Below are 17,357 nucleotides of genomic sequence, written 5' to 3' on the forward strand. Positions count from 1 at the left end.
TTCACCCCTATTCGTTATTTACATGTGTACGTTGACGCAACCATAATACTAATGCCGTACCCCCGAGACCCAGGATGCCAAGGAGTCCAATGGTAGCGAGTAAGACCGTTTGATTGCTGTCTTCTCCGGTACCAGGTAGGTTACCCTTCTTGGATTGGGACTTTGCATCGGGTGTCGTACGAGATGTATTACTGGAACCTGTGATTGAACCAGCATTACCCGGGGCATTCACTGATTCCTTACTAAACTCACTGGTACTATGACTGTTGGGTTTAGTAGAAGATGAATTTACAGTGGAAGAACCTGAGTTACCATTGGAATCAGTGTTGCTATCAGTGGAATGGCTACCACTGTTTTCGTCTTGGGCTGTGGATTCTTCGTATTCGTGGGCATCTTGGGTATCTTTGATTGGATCGGAACTACTTGAATTAGAATTAGACGAACCAATACCCGGTTCTTCAGCGGTGGCAACATTGTCTCCCATGTCATCTGCGTCAGATTCACTAGTACTTTCATCCTTTTTACCCACTAGACTGCCTTTTGAATCGTAGACACCATAATCCTCACTAAGAACTTTGTTAGCCTGTTTATAAGATTCCTGGTCACCCGAGTTATAAGCGTCAGTAGCCATAGACTGGTCACTTACAATAACATCCCGTGCGATGCCAGTAACGTCCTTATTGGCCAAGATAATTTTACCCTTCGCTATATACCCTGCTAAAGTCTGCTTAGCCGTCTCACTGGCCGCATAAGCAATCGTGGGTATATGCACCGCGTTAGTAGCCATCAGCGTACCCCCAAGTGAAAAAGACGCTAAGCCAACTACGGCTAACGTGGTAAATTTCCGCCTACATGTATCTGCCATACCTTTCAACCTCTTTCTATATGAGTTATGTACTCGTTATTATTCTTGCATACAGAAATTACTTCTTGGTCTACAGAACCTCGAGGGGATTAACAGGAATAATGTATAAAGGGTCTCAAGATAGTATATAGGGTCGTTTAGTCTATAATTAGAAATACAATAAAAATGCCACCCCTCAAAAGAGAATTGGCATTTTTAGATAGTCTTAGCTTTTATTAGCATTCAGCTTTGCTAATGGTTTTATTAACACTTTTAATTCGTTCCTTAATGATACTATTATACCCAGATCCGTTAACGTCGCCAGACTTCATCTGCCCATACAATTGCCCCGCAGCCGAATAAGAATCGAAAGCATACTCGTAACCAATATTCTTGTCCCAAGCATGGGGATGTTTTGCTAAAATAGTTGCTAACTTATTTAAAGCATCACGAAGCTTGCCTACATTCTTCATTCCCCGATAATTGGTATTAGAAACTGCGTCTGAGGTCAAATTAAAACTATCCTGAGTATTACTACCTTTAATCTTTGTATAAGTAGTCTTACTTGCAATTTTTGTGTTAGTCGTTGGTGCAATGACCGTCTTGTTAGATACCTTGGTCACTTTCCCCTGCTTGCCCTTTAAATTGCCTGCCCAAATCCAACCTTTAACTGAGCCTTTGACGTTCTTGACATAACGGTAAGTGGCCGTCTTGCCAGTAGACTTCTTGACACGAACACTTTCAGTCGAATAAAAGGTCTTAGTATTCTTAGAAGTTACGTGCTTAGTCAGATAACGACTGGAATAAAGCGTGACCCCTTGCTTGGGATGAGCCTTCTTGAAAGCAGTCTTCTTGTAGTGAGTGTTCTTCGTAATCTTAGTTACCCGAGCGCCCGTAGTCTTAACGGCCTTGGCTGACGCGTCGACCGTCGTGACAGCACCGCCCACAAACAAAGCGACGGACAAAGCAGAAATGGCTTTGATCAACTGAGTCTTTTGCATAATAAATTCCTCCAAATTCTAGAAAATCATTTCGACATCGATTAGTCTCGGTGAACAACTGAGTACAGTTGCGTTTTAAGCTCTCTGACGTATACTGTCGTCAGTTCCATGGTTAGTCATGACTAATTGGTCGTTTCGCTTAACTCTAGTTTAAAAGCGCCGTTCCGGCGCTTTTAAACTAGAGCCACGGAGAAGAACCTGCGGCAATTGATATACTCAGCGTTCACTTCAAAAAAACAGAAACCTATCTTTATGTAATGTCTTCACCAATACAGGTACTACATCTACCTTTTCTAAAAAAATAACGTCACAGACAATTGCCACATCTCACAGATTCCAGCAATCGTAGTTCACAAGCTTAATTTTACTTCTCTAAAATAGCAAAATCAACACACAGATTCTCTATTTCAACATAATACCGTATTTTAAATAGATAATTATGTATGATTCATTGTGAAAATAGAGAATGGAGGAACCACTATGAGTAAAACATTGCCAGAAAGAATCACTGATCTACGAGAGGCCAAGGGTATCACCCAAGGACAACTAGCTACCGAGCTCAACTTGGACAAATCAAGTATGAGTCGTATCGAGAAGGGGACTCGAAAAATCTCGACCGAGGAGTTCCTGAAGATTGTCGATTTCTTTAAAATCCCCGCCGATTATGCTCTGGGACGAACAGATGACATGACTGAACCGAAATTTATCAAGGATGACCTAACGACCATAAAGGTTGACGACCTGCCCTATTACTATCGCGCTGCTATCGACGGCTACGCTAAATTCCAACGCGCACGTTATCAAGAGCGTCTGAAAGATGGCAAATTTGATCCCACCAATCCATCTGAGTAAATCGTTTTGAGTTAGTCACACACCCACCACCTCCCCATTCACTTGAGGAGGTGGCTCATTTAGTATCATTAATTATTCCAATTGCAAGGGACCTTGGGCAACGATGGCTGTTCAAGGTCCCTTTCTGTCTAGTATTGTGATAAGCCAGTCCCCGTGACCACCACGGTCAAATCAGCGCTCTTCTACTTAACTTGATTAACATCAAACTTCTCACCGCTGTCAAATCTGACGGTGACATCCCCTGCTCACACTTCAACGTCAGGTCCCCCGGATCACGACACTACAAAACCATCCGCATAATTAGTAGTGTCGTGATCCGGAGGACTTGAGCTTACCCGTGCTCTTTGGGTACCCGTAAGCGGTGTTGACTACGGGCCATTTTAAGCTGGCCACCATACTTGGGTGTTTGTCCATCCAAGTCCCCATGTTACCGGTAATGTGGAAAGTAATCTTCTTGTTCTTGCCGTCTAGCTTGTTATTGTTCAAGGTAGCCTTAAACTTGTGCGTCGAATTAACGTCAGCCACTGAATTATGCGAGAAGTTCGTGACAGCGGAAATCTTGGTTACCGTAAACCGCTTAGGAAGGGTATCTGTGATGTAAGCCCCCTTCTTTGCGGAGACCGTGGCGTTCACGTTGTAAACCATGGTGTCATTCTTATCTTTCAACGTGTTGGCCGTAGAGGTCTTGCCGTTATAGGTAATGGACTTGGAGATGGTAGATTTCTTTTTCTTGTTGCTGACCTTAATATTGGCATCAGAAAGAATGAATTCATCGTTTCCCTGAGAGTGACCACCAACTAAGAAAGAGATGGTCTTGGCACCAGAAGCTGCCTTGTAAACCGCAATTGCCCCAGTATAATGCAAACCTGCACGAAGGTCGCGATTAGTAGCAGCAGGATAAGTCCAAAAGCTGTGGATGTATTGATGAACTTGAGGTCGTTCTATTTCAATTCCTGAACTTGGATTATACCCCCACGTCTTGCCTGTCTTCTTATCCTTATTATCCAGATAAGCCTTAGTTGGAAAATCCCATGTACCACTGTCTTTATCCATGTGGAAGTATCCTTGATTGGCATCATGGTTGTTTAAGAACGTTTGTTTACCAGTAAGGTCACTGTACGGATTCCAGCTATCAACGTCTGAAATCTTCTTAACATACTGGCCAAAAGACTGTTGAATAACGCCATCAGCAGCAAGCTTCTCAGGTTCCAAATCTGAAAAGGCTACCCCAATGGAATCGTCATTCCACTTAACCTGAGTATTTGTGCCGTGATAATAGAAAGACAACTGCACTTTCATGGTACGTCCGGCTCTACCCCCACCATTCATGTTAATGGAAATACCGTGATCTTTCTTGTAACCAACCATGGTAATTCGGGAAGATAGGTCGTACAGTTTTACTTTCATGTCTACCGCTTTACCAGTATTCTGGTCTTCCCCGATATAGGTGTACTTAAATACGGTAGGACTGCTTCGACTATAAAAATGTGGGTCGCCGCCTAGACCACTTGTCACAGGTGAACCACCGGAAACCTTTGTAATCACTGTCGTGTGCTTAGTACCATTACTGCTACCTGTGTTAATCTTCGGTGAAAAAGTGACCGTGGGAAAATCCTCTTGATGCCCATCGATAGCTTTAGCAGTCATTCCCTTACTTAGCGTTACTCCCATAGTAGTTAAGGCAACTAAAGTTAATGTTGCATACTTAAATTTCTTAGATAATTTCATGTTAAGGTTCACCCCTATTCGTTATTTACATGTTTACGTTGACGCAACCACAGTGCTAATGCCGTACCCCCGAGGCCCAGAATGCCAAGGAGTCCAATGATAGCAAGTAAGACTGTTTGATTGCTGTCTTCACCTGTACCAGGTAGGTTCCCCTTCTTGGAATGGGACTTAGCTACAGTCGTTGGGGTAGATGTATTACTTGAACCCGTAGTTGTACCAGCATTACCTGGAGCGTTCACAGATTCTTTACTAAACTCGCTGGTGCTATGACTGTTTGGCTTCGTAGAAGATGAATTTACAGTAGAAGAACCTGAGTTACCATTGGAATCAGTGTTGCTATCAGTAGAATGACTACCACCGTTTTCATCTTGGACCGTGGATTCTTCATACTCATGGGCATCTTGGGTATCAGCTACCGGATTGGTGCTACTTGAGTCATCTTCAATACCAGTACCACCCTTGTTATCCCCAGCTTCAGCTGCTTCCTCATCATTGCTATCCTTTTTGATAGATCCATCGCTGTTGTATCCTTCTCTGTACTGGTTCAAGGCAAGACTATATGACTGCAAGTTATCTACTGTTGCCTTATCGTCCTTCAAGGATGTCTGTGCTCCCTTGTATACTTCCTGTAGGCCACTATCTTTGGGATTCTTTGCCGCAATATCCTTGAAATAATTCACTGCATTCTGCAAATCCGCTTTTGCTTCAGCAACCGTCTGCGTTTTCATCTTTGCTGCTTGCGCTGTGGCAATACCGACTTGTGGAAGAACAGTTTCAGTACCCCCAATAGCTATAACAGCCACACCAGTCAGCATCAACCCAGTTAATTTCTTCTTACTCATACTTGCCATACCACTCGACACCTTTCCAATATTAGTTATGTAACCGAGTATTGCTTACACAAGAATTGACTTGTGATTGAACAAAGATTATCTGGATTGATGGCAATAAGTTAGATTGTGTCCTAACTGACAGTTTAGGTACAATTGTCGACAAAAAGGTAAAGACAACAAAATACCAACCCAATTAAAGGTTGGTATTTATTATCTAATATTATTCAATTAATATTTCACGTTAATATTTTGCTGCATTGATATACTTATCAGCCACTTTAATACCATTTTTGATGTCCGTTTGAGTAACTAGCCCTTTAGCATGCCCACTAGCGAAAGTCACTTTAATATCATTCGTATACCATTGATATTGAGTAGTATAATCTTGGTCTACCAAACGGTGAATATCTTTATGGGTATAATTTTGCTTCTTACCCCAGGCGTCCCAGGCGTTAGGATGATTCTTTAAGATAGTACCCCACTGATTAATCTTGTCACGGAAAGTAGCGACGTTTTTAAGCCCCATGAAGTTGGAGTTAGATACAGCATCAGAGATAATCTTTACAGATACCTTATCCGAAGCTACAGAAGGATCTGAAGAAGTCTTCTTCAGCGGTGTAACATGTGTCTTCTTGGCAATTTTCACGTTAGTCGTTGGCGCAATGACCGTCTTGTTAGATACCTTGGTCACTTTCCCCTGCTTGCCCTTTAAGTTGCCTGTCCAAATCCAACCTTTAACTGAGCCTTTTGCGTTCTTGACATAACGGTAAGTAGCCGTTTTGCCAGTAGACTTCTTGACACGAACACTTTCAGTCGAATAAAAGACATGAGTCTTTTTAGTCGTGACATGCTTTGTCAGATAACGATTCGAGTAAAGAACGATTCCCTGCTTGGGGTGAGCCTTCTTGAACGTACTCTTCTTATAGTGGGTGTTCTTCGTAATTTTGGTTACTCGTACGCCTGTGGTCTTAACGGCCTTGGCTGACGCATCGACAGTTATGGCAGCACCGCCCACAAACAAGGCAACAGACAAAGCAGAAACGGCTTTGATTATCTGAGTCTTTTTCATGCTAATTTCCTCCAAATTTAAGAAAATATTTTTGACATTGATTACATCTGACAAGCGACTGAGATCACTAGCGTTTTATGCTAGCTAGTGTTCGCTGTCAGGGCTTCATTGTTGCCGATGCCTAACTGGCCGTTTTGCTTAACTCTATTTTAAAAGCACCGTTCCGGCGCTTTTAAAATAGAGCCACGGAGATAATTGCAACAACGACCTCTCCGGTCATCAAGGCTTAATCTGTTAAGCCTTGATTTCTTTCAGATGCCAGGCGGCGTCATGTTCTACTTTTGTAACATCTGTCAAATTATCTAAACAATCTGTATCCTTGCGAAGTGGATGTCCACCATATTTTTTATTTTCATTTCCCACCAGACTGATAACATGCATATTGTCATAAAGACTGGTATTTCCAATCATATCCATCAACTCTACATACGAACTTTGCAAAGCCTTACACAATTCATCTGAACCTTTAACATTGCTTAAGTCTCCCGTAGCAACCAGAAGTTCAGCTTCATCACTAGCATTATCTATAATACTTTTAACGACCTTAACGTTTTTACTTTTCTGTTCATTGATTTCATGAATATACTTATCTAAATCGGAAGTAGCCACCACAGGTGTTACATTCACGATAATCATTTTTTTGTAATTCTTAGCAACATGATCTACCAATCGTTGAATAGTTGAATCCATTTCATATTCATCCCCAACACTGGGGTTTTCCATTAGAACAATTAAGTCTTGCTCTTTGTCAGAATCAACTGCACTAATCTCCAACGAATACCGACAATTCATACGGTTGATATCAGTAACTTTATAGTTCTCTGGATAAGATTTAATCATGCTAAGCACTCCTTCAGAATATCCTCAAAACCTCACAAAAAATTTACCAGTTTTTAAAATTTGTTGTTCACAAGTTTAATTTTACGTCTCTAAAATAGAGACGTCAATAGCGTTAATCTCTATATCTGCAATTAGTTATGAGATATATCCCTGTTTTGTCGCATTTTGTTGTGAAAAATGCAATGCAGTTTGTGCTGATAGTTGGTCCAAAACAGCCACCAAACTCGCGAGTCTACGAGATATGATGGCCCCTACACAGACAAAATTGATCAGCGTTCTTGGCTTGAATAAAACCTTCATGAGAATCCATCAGGCCAAGATTACCGTCACATAACTATCAAAGAGTTTTCCAGTTTTGAACGAAACGGATTCAAACAGATACCGCGAGACCAACACGTCTAAGCCAGCCAAATCCTATAAATCAAAAACTACCTTCCCATACAATCGGGCAGACAATTTATTTAACACCTTAATTTCTATGGCTACCCACACAAAAAGGCTTCCGACCAGTACATGTTGTACTGATCAGAAGCCTTCTTTAAGTATAATGTGTCTCTATTCCCCAGTATACTGCACCGTCTGATGCTGGATACCAGCCTCTTCAAATGCGTCACCGATGGGTTCAAAGCCCAATTCTTTGTAGAAATCCATGGCCGTCAACTGGGCGTCCAATTCGACGTGCGCCACGTCTGAGCGCTTGGCGTCGTGGATGATCTGCTTGATCAATTCCGCTGCGTAGCCGTGCTTACGTTGATCAGCGACCGTGGCCACGCGTTGAATCTTCACGCGGTTCCCCGCCATCATATCAATCCGTGCCGTCGTGACGGGTTCATCGTCCACGTACCCAACGTAGTGCATCTTGTCTTCGTCGGTCCCGTCCAGTTCCACCTTAGGGTCAATCCCCTGTTCTTCAATGAACACGTCCTTACGCATTTGCAGGGCGTCTTGGTATACGGGGTTCAATTTACCCCAAGCCATTCTAATTTCCATCAAACCATCCATCCTCGCTTAATCTTTTTGGTTGTAGCTTAATACTTGAATGTCGTCCGGCGTCAGCAGCAGCTTCGTGAGACTCCCATTCGCTGGCCGTTCACTCAGGTCATACTTGCCCTGACCGTAACGTTCCATCAGGCTCAGCAGCGTGTTGCCGTGGCTGACCATCAAGACGTTATCGCCGTCTTTCAAATCGGGGTTGTGGCGCATCAGGTTAAATCCTTGATCCACCCGCGCCCAGTACTCTTCGTTGTTTTCAGCTTGGCGGAACGGGTCGGCTTCCTTCAAGAAGTCCTTGGCCTTGCCAATCGAGTATTTCTCTTCAATCGCCTTAAACGTCGGCACCCCATGCGGCGCACCCGCCACGTACCAGGCCTGTGCCATGTCGGTGCCTTCGTAGTACCCGTAGAACTCTTCGCGGAAGAAGGACGCCGTCGTCAGCTGAGCAGCCGGTGCCGAGTGGTTAGCGGCCAAAATGGCCTTGGCCGTCTGTTCAGCCCGCGTCGTGTCACTGCAGTAAGCTGCAGCGAATTGCACATCCTGCAGGCGTTTACCCGCATTCTCAGCGTCCGCGATACCCGCCTCAGTCAATGGTGAATTGCTCCAGCCTTGGAGTTTATTGTAGATATTAAAATACGTTTGCCCATGACGGACCACGTACAGCGTGAGTTGTTTCGTCATAGCTAGTCACACCTTTCATTTAAAATCTATCTCTAGTGTACCAAAGATACTGCGGTAGCGGTTACAATTTCGCAGTCTGACTTAAAGTTTTCCTAAACTTGCCCCCAAAACGGCCACAGCCCCCCGAACTTTGGTACGCTTGGTTGAACGTCATTGGACTCGCCTCCGGGGCGGTGAAAACTGAGCCGGAACGCGGTGGGCGCCGCCTGGAGCCAAAAAGCGGTCTCCAGACTTACTTTGAGCCGCACGGACCGCGTCTCAAAGATAGCAGTTCCCTAAGCGGTAAACCGCTAAGGGAACTCCCACGGCTGAGCTCATTTTCACCACCCCTGCGGCTGATACTGGTTCAACCCCGCACCAACATCGACGGACCTGTCCTTGTTGGATGGTTTTTCTGTGTCTTGGTCTGCTTTATCCGTTAAAGTCTGTATGATTGAGACATATGGTAATTGCGTCATGTAATTAATAGGACATATATAATAGAAGAAAAGTGATTAAATAACTAGTCTATTCGTCCTTATACACTAACCGTTTTACCCATCATCATAACCCTGTTAGGTACTAGTTTCTACTATATCAGTTACACCCTCACAGCACACACCACCCCACGTCTCATACACCAGACAACGTTGCCGTGCCCCACTCGGTGTGCTGGAGCGGTTAGCCACCCTCCCTGTGTCGGTGGTCTTTGGTGAGTGATCTTCTCACCTTAGACCACGGCCGAGTTGGGAGAATTACGGGTTTTGTAAGGCTCCCAACCGCCCTGAAGACCGCACCTCAGGCTTCAGGTCTGCCCCACAGGAAGGGAGGCTGACCAGTGGAAGCATACCGAGTGGGGCACAACCCCAACACAAAGTAACCCCCTAGTCCATCTACCATTAACTGACGGGAAGTCCGTCAGGTGGGCCGGAGGTGATCAGACAGAACCCCGTGTCGGTGGTTTTAGTCGAGCGTTCTTCTCGACTTAGACCACGGCCGAGCTTGTAGACTCACGGTCTTGGTGAGGCTTCAAGTCGCCCTGAAGACCGCATCTCAGGCTTCAGGTCTGCCCACGGGAGTGGCGTCTGGTCACCGGAGGCTCACCTGACCACCCACCCCGGTCAGTTATATGGTAGAATGAGACTACTTTATCCGCACACGAAGGAGCGAACGCACCGTGGAACGTTTCAAAAAAATATGGGCCAGAACCGGGACTCGCATGGGCTTTGTCACCCTGCTGGTCGTCCTGTTCTGGTTGAAGACTTTACTCGCCTATTTCGTCGACTTCAAGCTGGGACTCAGTGATCCGTTTCAATTTCTGATTCTCCTCCTGAATCCCCTGGCGACAACGATTCTGTTGTTCGGGTTGGCGTTGTATTTCAAACGAGCGCGCTTCTTCTACCCGTTTATCTTTCTCATCGACATCCTCAACAGCCTGCTGCTGTACATCAACGTCATCTACTTCCGTGAGTTCACGGACTTCATGACCGTCAGCACCATGCTGGGCTATTCCAAGGTCGACCAGGGACTCTCTGGGAGCTCGCTGGCCCTAACCTCGCCGCACGATATTCTGTACTGGCTCGACCTCGTGCTTGTGCTGGCACTGATGGCCACGCGGCGCATCTACATCGACCCGCGGCCGCTGAACAAACGCGTCGGCCTCGCCGTCACCTCCAGCGCCCTCCTGCTGTTCACGGTCAACCTGACCCTGGGCGAAATGGACCGGCCGCAGCTGTTGACGCGGACCTTTGACCGGACCTACCTGGTGAAATACCTGGGGCTGGACGCCTTCACCGTTTACGATGGCATCAAGTCGCAGCACACCAGTGAACTGCGGTCGCACGCCAAGAAGTCCGAGCTCAGTGGCATTTTAAAATACGTGCACAAGAATTACGCGGCGCCCGACAAGAGCATGTATGGCGTCGCCAAGGGTAAAAATGTCATCATCCTTCACCTGGAAAGCTTCCAGCAATTCTTGATCAACAAGAAGGTCAACGGCCAAGAGGTCACGCCGTTCTTGAATAAGCTCTACAAGAGCAAGGCGACCTACAGCTTCGACAACTTCTTCCATGAGGTCGGCCAAGGTAAGACGTCCGACGCCGAAACCATGCTGGAAACCGGGACGTACGGCCTGCCACAAGGGTCGCTATTTACCCAACTCGGGAACGACAACACCTTCCAGGCCGCACCCGCCATTTTCGACCAGGCCGGCTACAGCACCGCGGTCTTCCACGGGAACGTGGCCAGCTTCTGGAACCGCAGCAACACCTACAAGAACCTGGGTTACCAGTACTTCTTCGATGCCAGTTACTACGACACCTCGGGTGATAAATCGCTGGGCTATGGCTTAAAGGATAAACTGTTGTTCAACGATTCCGTGAAGTACCTCCAGCATCTCCAGCAGCCATTTTACGTGAAATACCTGACCGTCACCAACCACTTCCCGTTCACGCTGGACAGTGAAGATTCCAGCTTCAAGACGCCAAATACCGGTGATAAGACGGTCGATAACTACTTCAAGACCGCCCACTACCTCGACCAATCCATCAAGGAATTCTACGCCTACCTGCACAAATCCGGGCTGGATAAGAATTCGCTGGTCATGATCTACGGGGACCACTACGGTATTTCCAACTCGTCAAACAAGAGTCTGGCGAAGTTGCTCGGGGTCAATCCGGATGACTGGAACGACTACGACAACGCCCAGCTCCAACGCGTGCCACTGATGTTTAACATGCCTGGCTACAAGAAGGGCAAGGTCGAACACACCTATGGCGGCGAGGTCGACGTGCTGCCAACGCTGATGCATCTGATGGGCATGAATACCAAGAAGTACATTCAGTTCGGGACCGACCTGTTCTCCAAGACCCACAATCCGGTCGTGGCGTTCCGTAACCGCGATTGGGTCAGTCCGGACTACACGTCCATCGACGGCACCGTTTACAGCAACAAGACCCAAGAGGAAATTCACCCTGACAAGGCGCTACAGGCTAAGCTAGACGCCATTCAAAAGCACGTCAACCAGGGCTTGAACGACTCCGATTCACTGAATCAAAAGAACCTCCTGCGTTTCTTCCATCCCAAGGGCTTCACCGCCGTTGACCCGTCCGATTACAACTATTCCGACGGGCTGGAAAAGGAAGAGAAGTTGGAGAAGAAGTTGGGCTTGAAGTCTACCAGCCTGTTCTCCCGTAACGGGGACAAGTCGACGCAGCCGTTCTATAAGACGGACGCGCCAGAGTTGGGGCACAAGACCACCGATTCCAACCGAATCAAGATCACCAACCAAGACGACACTAGCGGGAAGTAGCTCGCGGTCAATTGGCCGCCTGCGTCGGTTAGGTGCTCCCACCCTATGGGGCGCGGCCGAAGCCTGTGAAGCGGTCTTCGCCCTTGTGTTCAAGCCTCGCCCAACCCGCGAGTCTCGAACGCATCCCGTGCTGTAAGGCCGGCAAATCACCGGCCAACACCACCGACACAGGGTTCCGCACCTAACCGACTCCGGCTGAGATTGGCCACGTACCTTCTGGCTGGTTGGCTTGATAGGTAGTCTGATTGGTTGTGAACTGTTCTATACGAAATTGATTTTTATGCAAATAAAGAAGCTGTCCGTTCAATCTTTACGATTGTCCGAGCAGCTTCTTTGCGTTTATGGAATTTTCTTCTATGGTTAAGGTAAGTAGTTGTGGCTAATCATCAATGCGTGGTGAAGTTACCGCACTATTGATGTGCTATTTCGAACGGGACAGACCAATCATCAATGCGTGGTGAAGTTACCGCACTATTGATGTGCTATTTCGAACGGGACAGACCAACCACCACTACGAAGGGAGTAAAACCACGCCCGGGCCACGGTACTTCGCGTTCCAACCCATTTTACTGGTCGGTACACAATCTCAGCCGTAAGGCAGCTAGGTGCGGAAGCCTGTGTCGGTTTAGTTTGTCGGCGTCCTCTGCCGGCTTACTAAACGGGACGCCTTAGAGACGCCGAACTCAGGCGGCTCTAAGCGCCTTGGAAGACCGCCCCTCAGGCTTCCAAGGTCGCCCCACAGGCTAGAAACAACAAAAACAAAAGGAGTAAAACCATGTCTGGGCCACGGCACTTCGCGGTCCAACACCCTTTACTGGTCAGACCACAATCTCAGCCGTAAGGCAGCTAGGTGCGGAAGCCTGTGTCAGTTTAGTTTGTCGGCGTCCTCCGCCGGCTTACTAAACGGGACGCCTTAGAGACTCCGCACTTGGGAGGCTCTAAGCGCCTTGGAAGACCGCCCCTCAGGCTTCCAAGGTCGCCCCACAGGCTGGGAGCACCTAGCGGCCGTCGGCGGCAATCCTCCACAACCTCATCAGCAATCTAAAAGTCAAAGACCGAGCGAAGTGCTGTGGACCGGACCGTGGTGGTCGGGGAAGAAGCGGGTCATGATCGACCGCACCGCCACCGGCGCTTCACCGTACCCCGTCGCAATCAGCGGCTGTTTGCCGGGATACATGACGCCATCGCCAATCGCGTAGATACCGTCCACACTGGTGGCCATGGTCGAGTCGACCGCAATCAGGCGTTGGCTCTCGGCTAGTTGAACGTCCCATTTAGCCAGGGCACTGTGGTCCGACGTGAAGCCGTAGCTGACGACCAGGTCATCCACGGTCGTGTGAACCGGGTCACCCGCCTGCCCGACTTGCTTTAACGTGACGTCCAGGCCGGCCGGCGTTTCCGTCAAGTCGCGGATCAGGTACGGCGTTTGGACGTGGACACTGGACTCATGCAACAGGTCGACCATGTGCGGTAACCCGCGGAACTGCGCGCGCCGGTGAAGTAGCGTCACGGACTTGGCGACCGGCTCCAGCATCAGCGCCTGGTCGATGGCGGCATCCCCACCCCCGGCAACCATGACGTCCTTATCACGGAAGCGTTCGAGGTCGCGGACGCTGTAGAAAAGGTGTTTGCCCGTCAGGTCGTCCGCGGTGGCCACGTTTAATTTTCGTGGTGAAAAGGCCCCGTTCCCAATGGCGACAATCACGGCCTTACTCTGCGACGTGCCGGCTGGCGTGGTAATGGTGAACCCGTCTTCCGTGGCCGTCACGTTGGTCACCGTCTCCCCCGTTTTCACGGTCAGGGGAAATTGGGCGTTTTGCTTTTGCTGGTTGGCAATCAGGTCGCGCCCACTCACGGCGGGAAGGCCGGCCACGTCTAAAATGGTTTTCTCGGGGTACAGGGCGTTGACCTGCCCACCCAGCTCGGCCAGGCTTTCGATGACCTGGGTCTTGGCATTGTTCATGCCGGCGTAAAAGGCCGCGAACATGCCGGCCGGGCCGCCCCCGATAATCGTGATATCAAATTGCTCAGTCATTTTATCAAAATCCTTTCTAAGGAGGTGGTCCCTGTGAAACACACGCGTGGACTCACCATTTTCCTCACAATACTCTTGGTCTTGGGCAGCTTCATTGGCTGGTGGAATCACCGCTGGACTGTGCTCAACGATCTGCGCGTGCCCCAGACGCGGACGGCCACCCTCTTTTTGCCGGGGACCCACGGCGCTTGGCTCTCACTGCGTAGCATGGTCACCAGTCTGAACCGCCCGCACGTCGGGACGTTTGCCCTGACGGCACGGGTCACCTGGAACGGCCACGTGACCTGGCAACAGCACCAGGCTGTTGGCCGCAACAATCCGCTCATTCCGGTTATTTTCAAGGATAACACGCATCCACAGAAACAGGCACGGCAATTGGCGACCGTTCTAACGCAATTACACCGACGTTACGGGATTGACCGGGTCAATTTGGTCGGCCACTCCTCCGGCGGCACGATTGCCTACGACTACCTAAACGACCACGCGCCCGCCCCGGTGGCCGTCGCCCGCATCGTGATGATGGGCGCCGACTTCCCGGAACGGACGCGCCTCGCTGACCGCTATCCAGAGTTAAAAATTTTAAATATCGCTGGCGTGATTGGCCGCACCGGCAACGACAGTGAGGTTCCGGCGAACACCGTGACCCCACTGCGGCGCCTGGTCGCTGGCCGCATCGGTCAGTACCGCTACGAAACGTTTACCGGACCCGTTTGGGACACGCAACACTCCCTGTTACACGAGAACCCGGCGCTGGACGCCAAGCTGATGCGCTACCTCTATCCGCCGAGCTGATTACCTTTCAAGATACGTTGGCCCTGAAGCGTGCACGCCTCTCGAAGACCGGCGTTGATCAGCACAAAGATGGCGACCCAGCCGATGGCGATGAGCATCCACTGCTGCAGGTATAAAATGTCTAATAAGGCGAACGGCGCGTTCCAATCCCAGAGGGCGTGCAGCGCAATGGCCAGGAGGTAGAAGCGCAGAAATTTTGGCGCGACCATGTTACTCCCGGTCACGGGTTGGTGCCGCTCCTTGGCTAAAATAATGGCGGCACCCATGATGGCGGACCAAATCGTATGGGTCCCGATGGCTTGCCAACTGCGCATCAGCAGGGTCACCAAGCCGTACTGGCCGGTGTACCCCGCCGTTTCAAACACGGCAAACCCAGCGCCGATGGCCGCCCCAACGAGCAACCCGTTGAAAATATAATTCAAACGGAAGCGGTTCACGAAGTAGGCGATCACCAGCATCTTGGCGGTCTCTTCAATGAAGCCGACAACCAGCGCCGACTCCCACGACGTCCCGTTGCCGGATGGAATCAGAGAGTACAGAATCATGGTGGCAATTAGGGAAAGAATCCCACCGACTAAGAAGACGGTCATTAATTGGTACACAGAAATATTGCGGAACACATTAATTTCAAAAAACATGATCAATAAGGCAAAGGGTACCGTCAGTGAGCCGATGAAGATCATCCCCGGCACGGCGTTATTGCTTCGAAAGACCAGGAACAACATCGCTAACAACACGAAGCTGGCCCCCAGTAGCGCGAAAACGCGTGAGAAGAGCCAGGGCTTTACGGGTGCCGCCGACACGGCTTCCAGGGACGGCGTGGTTTCGCGGGTCCCGACAATGAACAGGGCCTCCGCATCGTCACGGTTGTGCGGCTTGAATACCTCCGAAAACATCTGGAACAGGTGAATCTCCACCACTTTGTTTTCGCCGGTCCACTCATTCATTTCCTTCGTGGCGTCGTCTAGCAAATGGTTGTGGTACTCGAATTTTTTTCTATTTGGCTTACTTGCTTCATTGGCCATGGCTGGCCCCCCTTTTTTAGGTTCACGTTAACTCAGAATTCGATCGCAAATTAACCGATTTCAAAAAAATTTTACTAAAATTAGCGCCCCACTTCTAGCCTGCATCTAACTTATTGGGCACCAATTTCCAAAGCACGTAAAACGCTTTACTCAAGCGCTTCCAGCGCCATTGACCGGCAAGAATCCCGGAATCAATGGCCGTCTTCTATCTTACCCTGAACCGTCAATTGCTTCAACTTGGTGACGGGGTGAGCTTGCTAAATGTAACCAGTTACATTATAGTTAAAGCAGGCGTTAAAGCTTAAATATTGACCAAAAGGGAGACACTCATATCATGGCAAAACGTAAAATGATTTTGGACTTGGATACTGGGATCGACGATTCTCTTGCAATCGCTTACGCATTAGGTGCACCTGATGTTGACTTAATCGGTATCGTCGGTTCATACGGCAACGTTGTCGTTGAAGAAGGCGGCAAGAACGCATTGAAGATTTTGGAATTGTTGGGTCACACCGACATCCCTGTATACTTAGGCGAAAGTCACTCTTCAACCTCTGACCACTTCGACCGGATGGAAGTTAGTGCAAACATTCACGGTCAAAACGGGATCGGTGAAGTTGAACTGCCAGAACCAACGCGTGCCATCGAAAAAGAATCCGGTGTTGATTTCTTAATCGAAGCTGCACACAAGTACGGCAAAGACCTGACGTTGGTACCAACTGGCCCAATGACCAACTTGGCTGCTGCCTTGAAGAAGGCCCCAGAAATCGCTAACGAAATCGGCAACATGACCTTCATGGGTGGTGCTTTGACCATGCCTGGGAACGTTACCCCATTCGCTGAAGCCAACATCAACCAAGATGCCGAAGCTGCTAACGCCGTTTTGACCAGCCCACTACACTCTACCATGGTTGGCCTGGACGTTACGTTGCGGACCCTCTTGACCAAGAAGGAAACCAAGCAATGGCGTGAACTTGGCACCGTTGCTGGTGAAAAGTTTGCCGACATCGTCGACTACTACATCGAAGCTTACAAGCAATTCAACGACAACTTGGGCGGCTGTGCTTTGCATGACCCACTTGCTGTTGGGGTTGCCTTAGACCCTAGCTTCGTCACCACGATTGACCTGAACATGGTCGTTAACTACAACAAGGAAACTTACGGTCGGACCATCGGTGATGACAACCGTCTCAACGAACCTACCAACGTCAAGGTTTCCGTCATGGTTGACAAGGACCGTTACCTCAAGGTCTTCATGGACTACCTGACCACTTTATTCAAAAACAACAAATAAGTTTGATTGAAAACACTGGCTGCGGCCGGTGTTTTTTGTTGGACGCAAAAATGAGCACGGCCCCCGATTTGAGGACGCGTG

The 17,357-nt window shown here is 48.7% G+C and carries 14 protein-coding genes; 4 read left to right on the forward strand and 10 right to left on the reverse strand.

The annotated features are described in order from the left end of the window. Positions 1 to 7: 7 nt before the first annotated feature. Complete coding sequence (locus tag JUF22_RS02530) at positions 8 to 787, reverse strand: hypothetical protein (protein WP_203642967.1); 780 nt, start codon at positions 785 to 787, stop codon at positions 8 to 10. A 293-nt stretch (positions 788 to 1,080) separates the two neighbouring features. Then, positions 1,081 to 1,845 carry a hypothetical protein gene (locus JUF22_RS02535; RefSeq protein WP_203642968.1) on the reverse strand — a complete coding sequence of 255 codons (765 nt, stop codon included), beginning with the start codon at positions 1,843 to 1,845 and terminating at the stop codon, positions 1,081 to 1,083. A gap of 480 nt (positions 1,846 to 2,325) precedes the next feature. Between JUF22_RS02535 and JUF22_RS02540 the strand changes: the two genes are divergently transcribed. Beyond that, positions 2,326 to 2,697, forward strand: coding sequence for a helix-turn-helix domain-containing protein (locus JUF22_RS02540; protein ID WP_203642970.1), 372 nt, complete (start codon positions 2,326 to 2,328; stop codon positions 2,695 to 2,697). Positions 2,698 to 2,997: 300 nt separating this feature from the next. Here JUF22_RS02540 and JUF22_RS02545 read toward each other — a convergent pair whose 3' ends face one another. The 6 genes from JUF22_RS02545 to JUF22_RS02570 all read right to left on the reverse strand — a co-directional run bounded on the left by JUF22_RS02545 (position 2,998) and on the right by JUF22_RS02570 (position 8,841). After that, on the reverse strand, positions 2,998 to 4,104 hold the full coding sequence (locus JUF22_RS02545; RefSeq protein WP_203642972.1) for an isopeptide-forming domain-containing fimbrial protein: 1,107 nt from the start codon (positions 4,102 to 4,104) through the stop codon (positions 2,998 to 3,000). 335 nt (positions 4,105 to 4,439) lie between these two features. Further along, complete coding sequence (locus tag JUF22_RS02550) at positions 4,440 to 5,276, reverse strand: hypothetical protein (protein WP_203642974.1); 837 nt, start codon at positions 5,274 to 5,276, stop codon at positions 4,440 to 4,442. Between the two features lie 223 nt (positions 5,277 to 5,499). Then, positions 5,500 to 6,327, reverse strand: a complete 828-nt coding sequence (locus JUF22_RS02555) for a hypothetical protein (RefSeq protein WP_203642976.1) — start codon at positions 6,325 to 6,327, stop codon at positions 5,500 to 5,502. 234 nt (positions 6,328 to 6,561) lie between these two features. Beyond that, a complete protein-coding gene (locus tag JUF22_RS02560) occupies positions 6,562 to 7,167 on the reverse strand; it encodes a DUF1643 domain-containing protein (RefSeq protein ID WP_203642978.1) in 606 nt (201 codons plus the stop codon). Positions 7,168 to 7,722: 555 nt separating this feature from the next. Further along, on the reverse strand, positions 7,723 to 8,157 hold the full coding sequence (locus JUF22_RS02565) for a GNAT family N-acetyltransferase (RefSeq protein WP_203642980.1): 435 nt from the start codon (positions 8,155 to 8,157) through the stop codon (positions 7,723 to 7,725). 18 nt (positions 8,158 to 8,175) lie between these two features. Further along, on the reverse strand, positions 8,176 to 8,841 hold the full coding sequence (locus JUF22_RS02570; RefSeq protein WP_203642982.1) for a histidine phosphatase family protein: 666 nt from the start codon (positions 8,839 to 8,841) through the stop codon (positions 8,176 to 8,178). 1,198 nt (positions 8,842 to 10,039) lie between these two features. On the opposite strand from JUF22_RS02570, the gene JUF22_RS02575 reads away from it, so the two are divergent. Further along, positions 10,040 to 12,130, forward strand: coding sequence for an LTA synthase family protein (locus JUF22_RS02575; RefSeq protein WP_203643642.1), 2,091 nt, complete (start codon positions 10,040 to 10,042; stop codon positions 12,128 to 12,130). A gap of 1,048 nt (positions 12,131 to 13,178) precedes the next feature. Here the strand turns inward: JUF22_RS02575 and JUF22_RS02580 are convergent. Further along, positions 13,179 to 14,165, reverse strand: a complete 987-nt coding sequence (locus tag JUF22_RS02580) for an NAD(P)/FAD-dependent oxidoreductase (protein WP_203642984.1) — start codon at positions 14,163 to 14,165, stop codon at positions 13,179 to 13,181. 33 nt (positions 14,166 to 14,198) lie between these two features. Between JUF22_RS02580 and JUF22_RS02585 the strand changes: the two genes are divergently transcribed. Next, positions 14,199 to 14,957 (forward strand): alpha/beta fold hydrolase, encoded by a 759-nt coding sequence (locus JUF22_RS02585; protein ID WP_203642985.1) that lies wholly within the window; start codon positions 14,199 to 14,201, stop codon positions 14,955 to 14,957. Here the strand turns inward: JUF22_RS02585 and JUF22_RS02590 are convergent. Further along, positions 14,942 to 15,982: a PrsW family intramembrane metalloprotease gene (locus tag JUF22_RS02590; protein WP_203642994.1), complete on the reverse strand. Its 1,041-nt coding sequence runs from the start codon at positions 15,980 to 15,982 to the stop codon at positions 14,942 to 14,944. The two genes, JUF22_RS02585 and JUF22_RS02590, sit on opposite strands and share 16 nt — an antisense overlap. Positions 15,983 to 16,316: 334 nt before the next feature. Between JUF22_RS02590 and JUF22_RS02595 the strand changes: the two genes are divergently transcribed. Beyond that, positions 16,317 to 17,276, forward strand: a complete 960-nt coding sequence (locus tag JUF22_RS02595; protein ID WP_125765896.1) for a nucleoside hydrolase — start codon at positions 16,317 to 16,319, stop codon at positions 17,274 to 17,276. Positions 17,277 to 17,357: the final 81 nt, after the last annotated feature.

Origin of the sequence: Levilactobacillus lanxiensis (assembly GCF_016861655.1) — a bacterium.
Classification (GTDB): Bacteria; Bacillota; Bacilli; order Lactobacillales; family Lactobacillaceae; genus Levilactobacillus; species Levilactobacillus lanxiensis.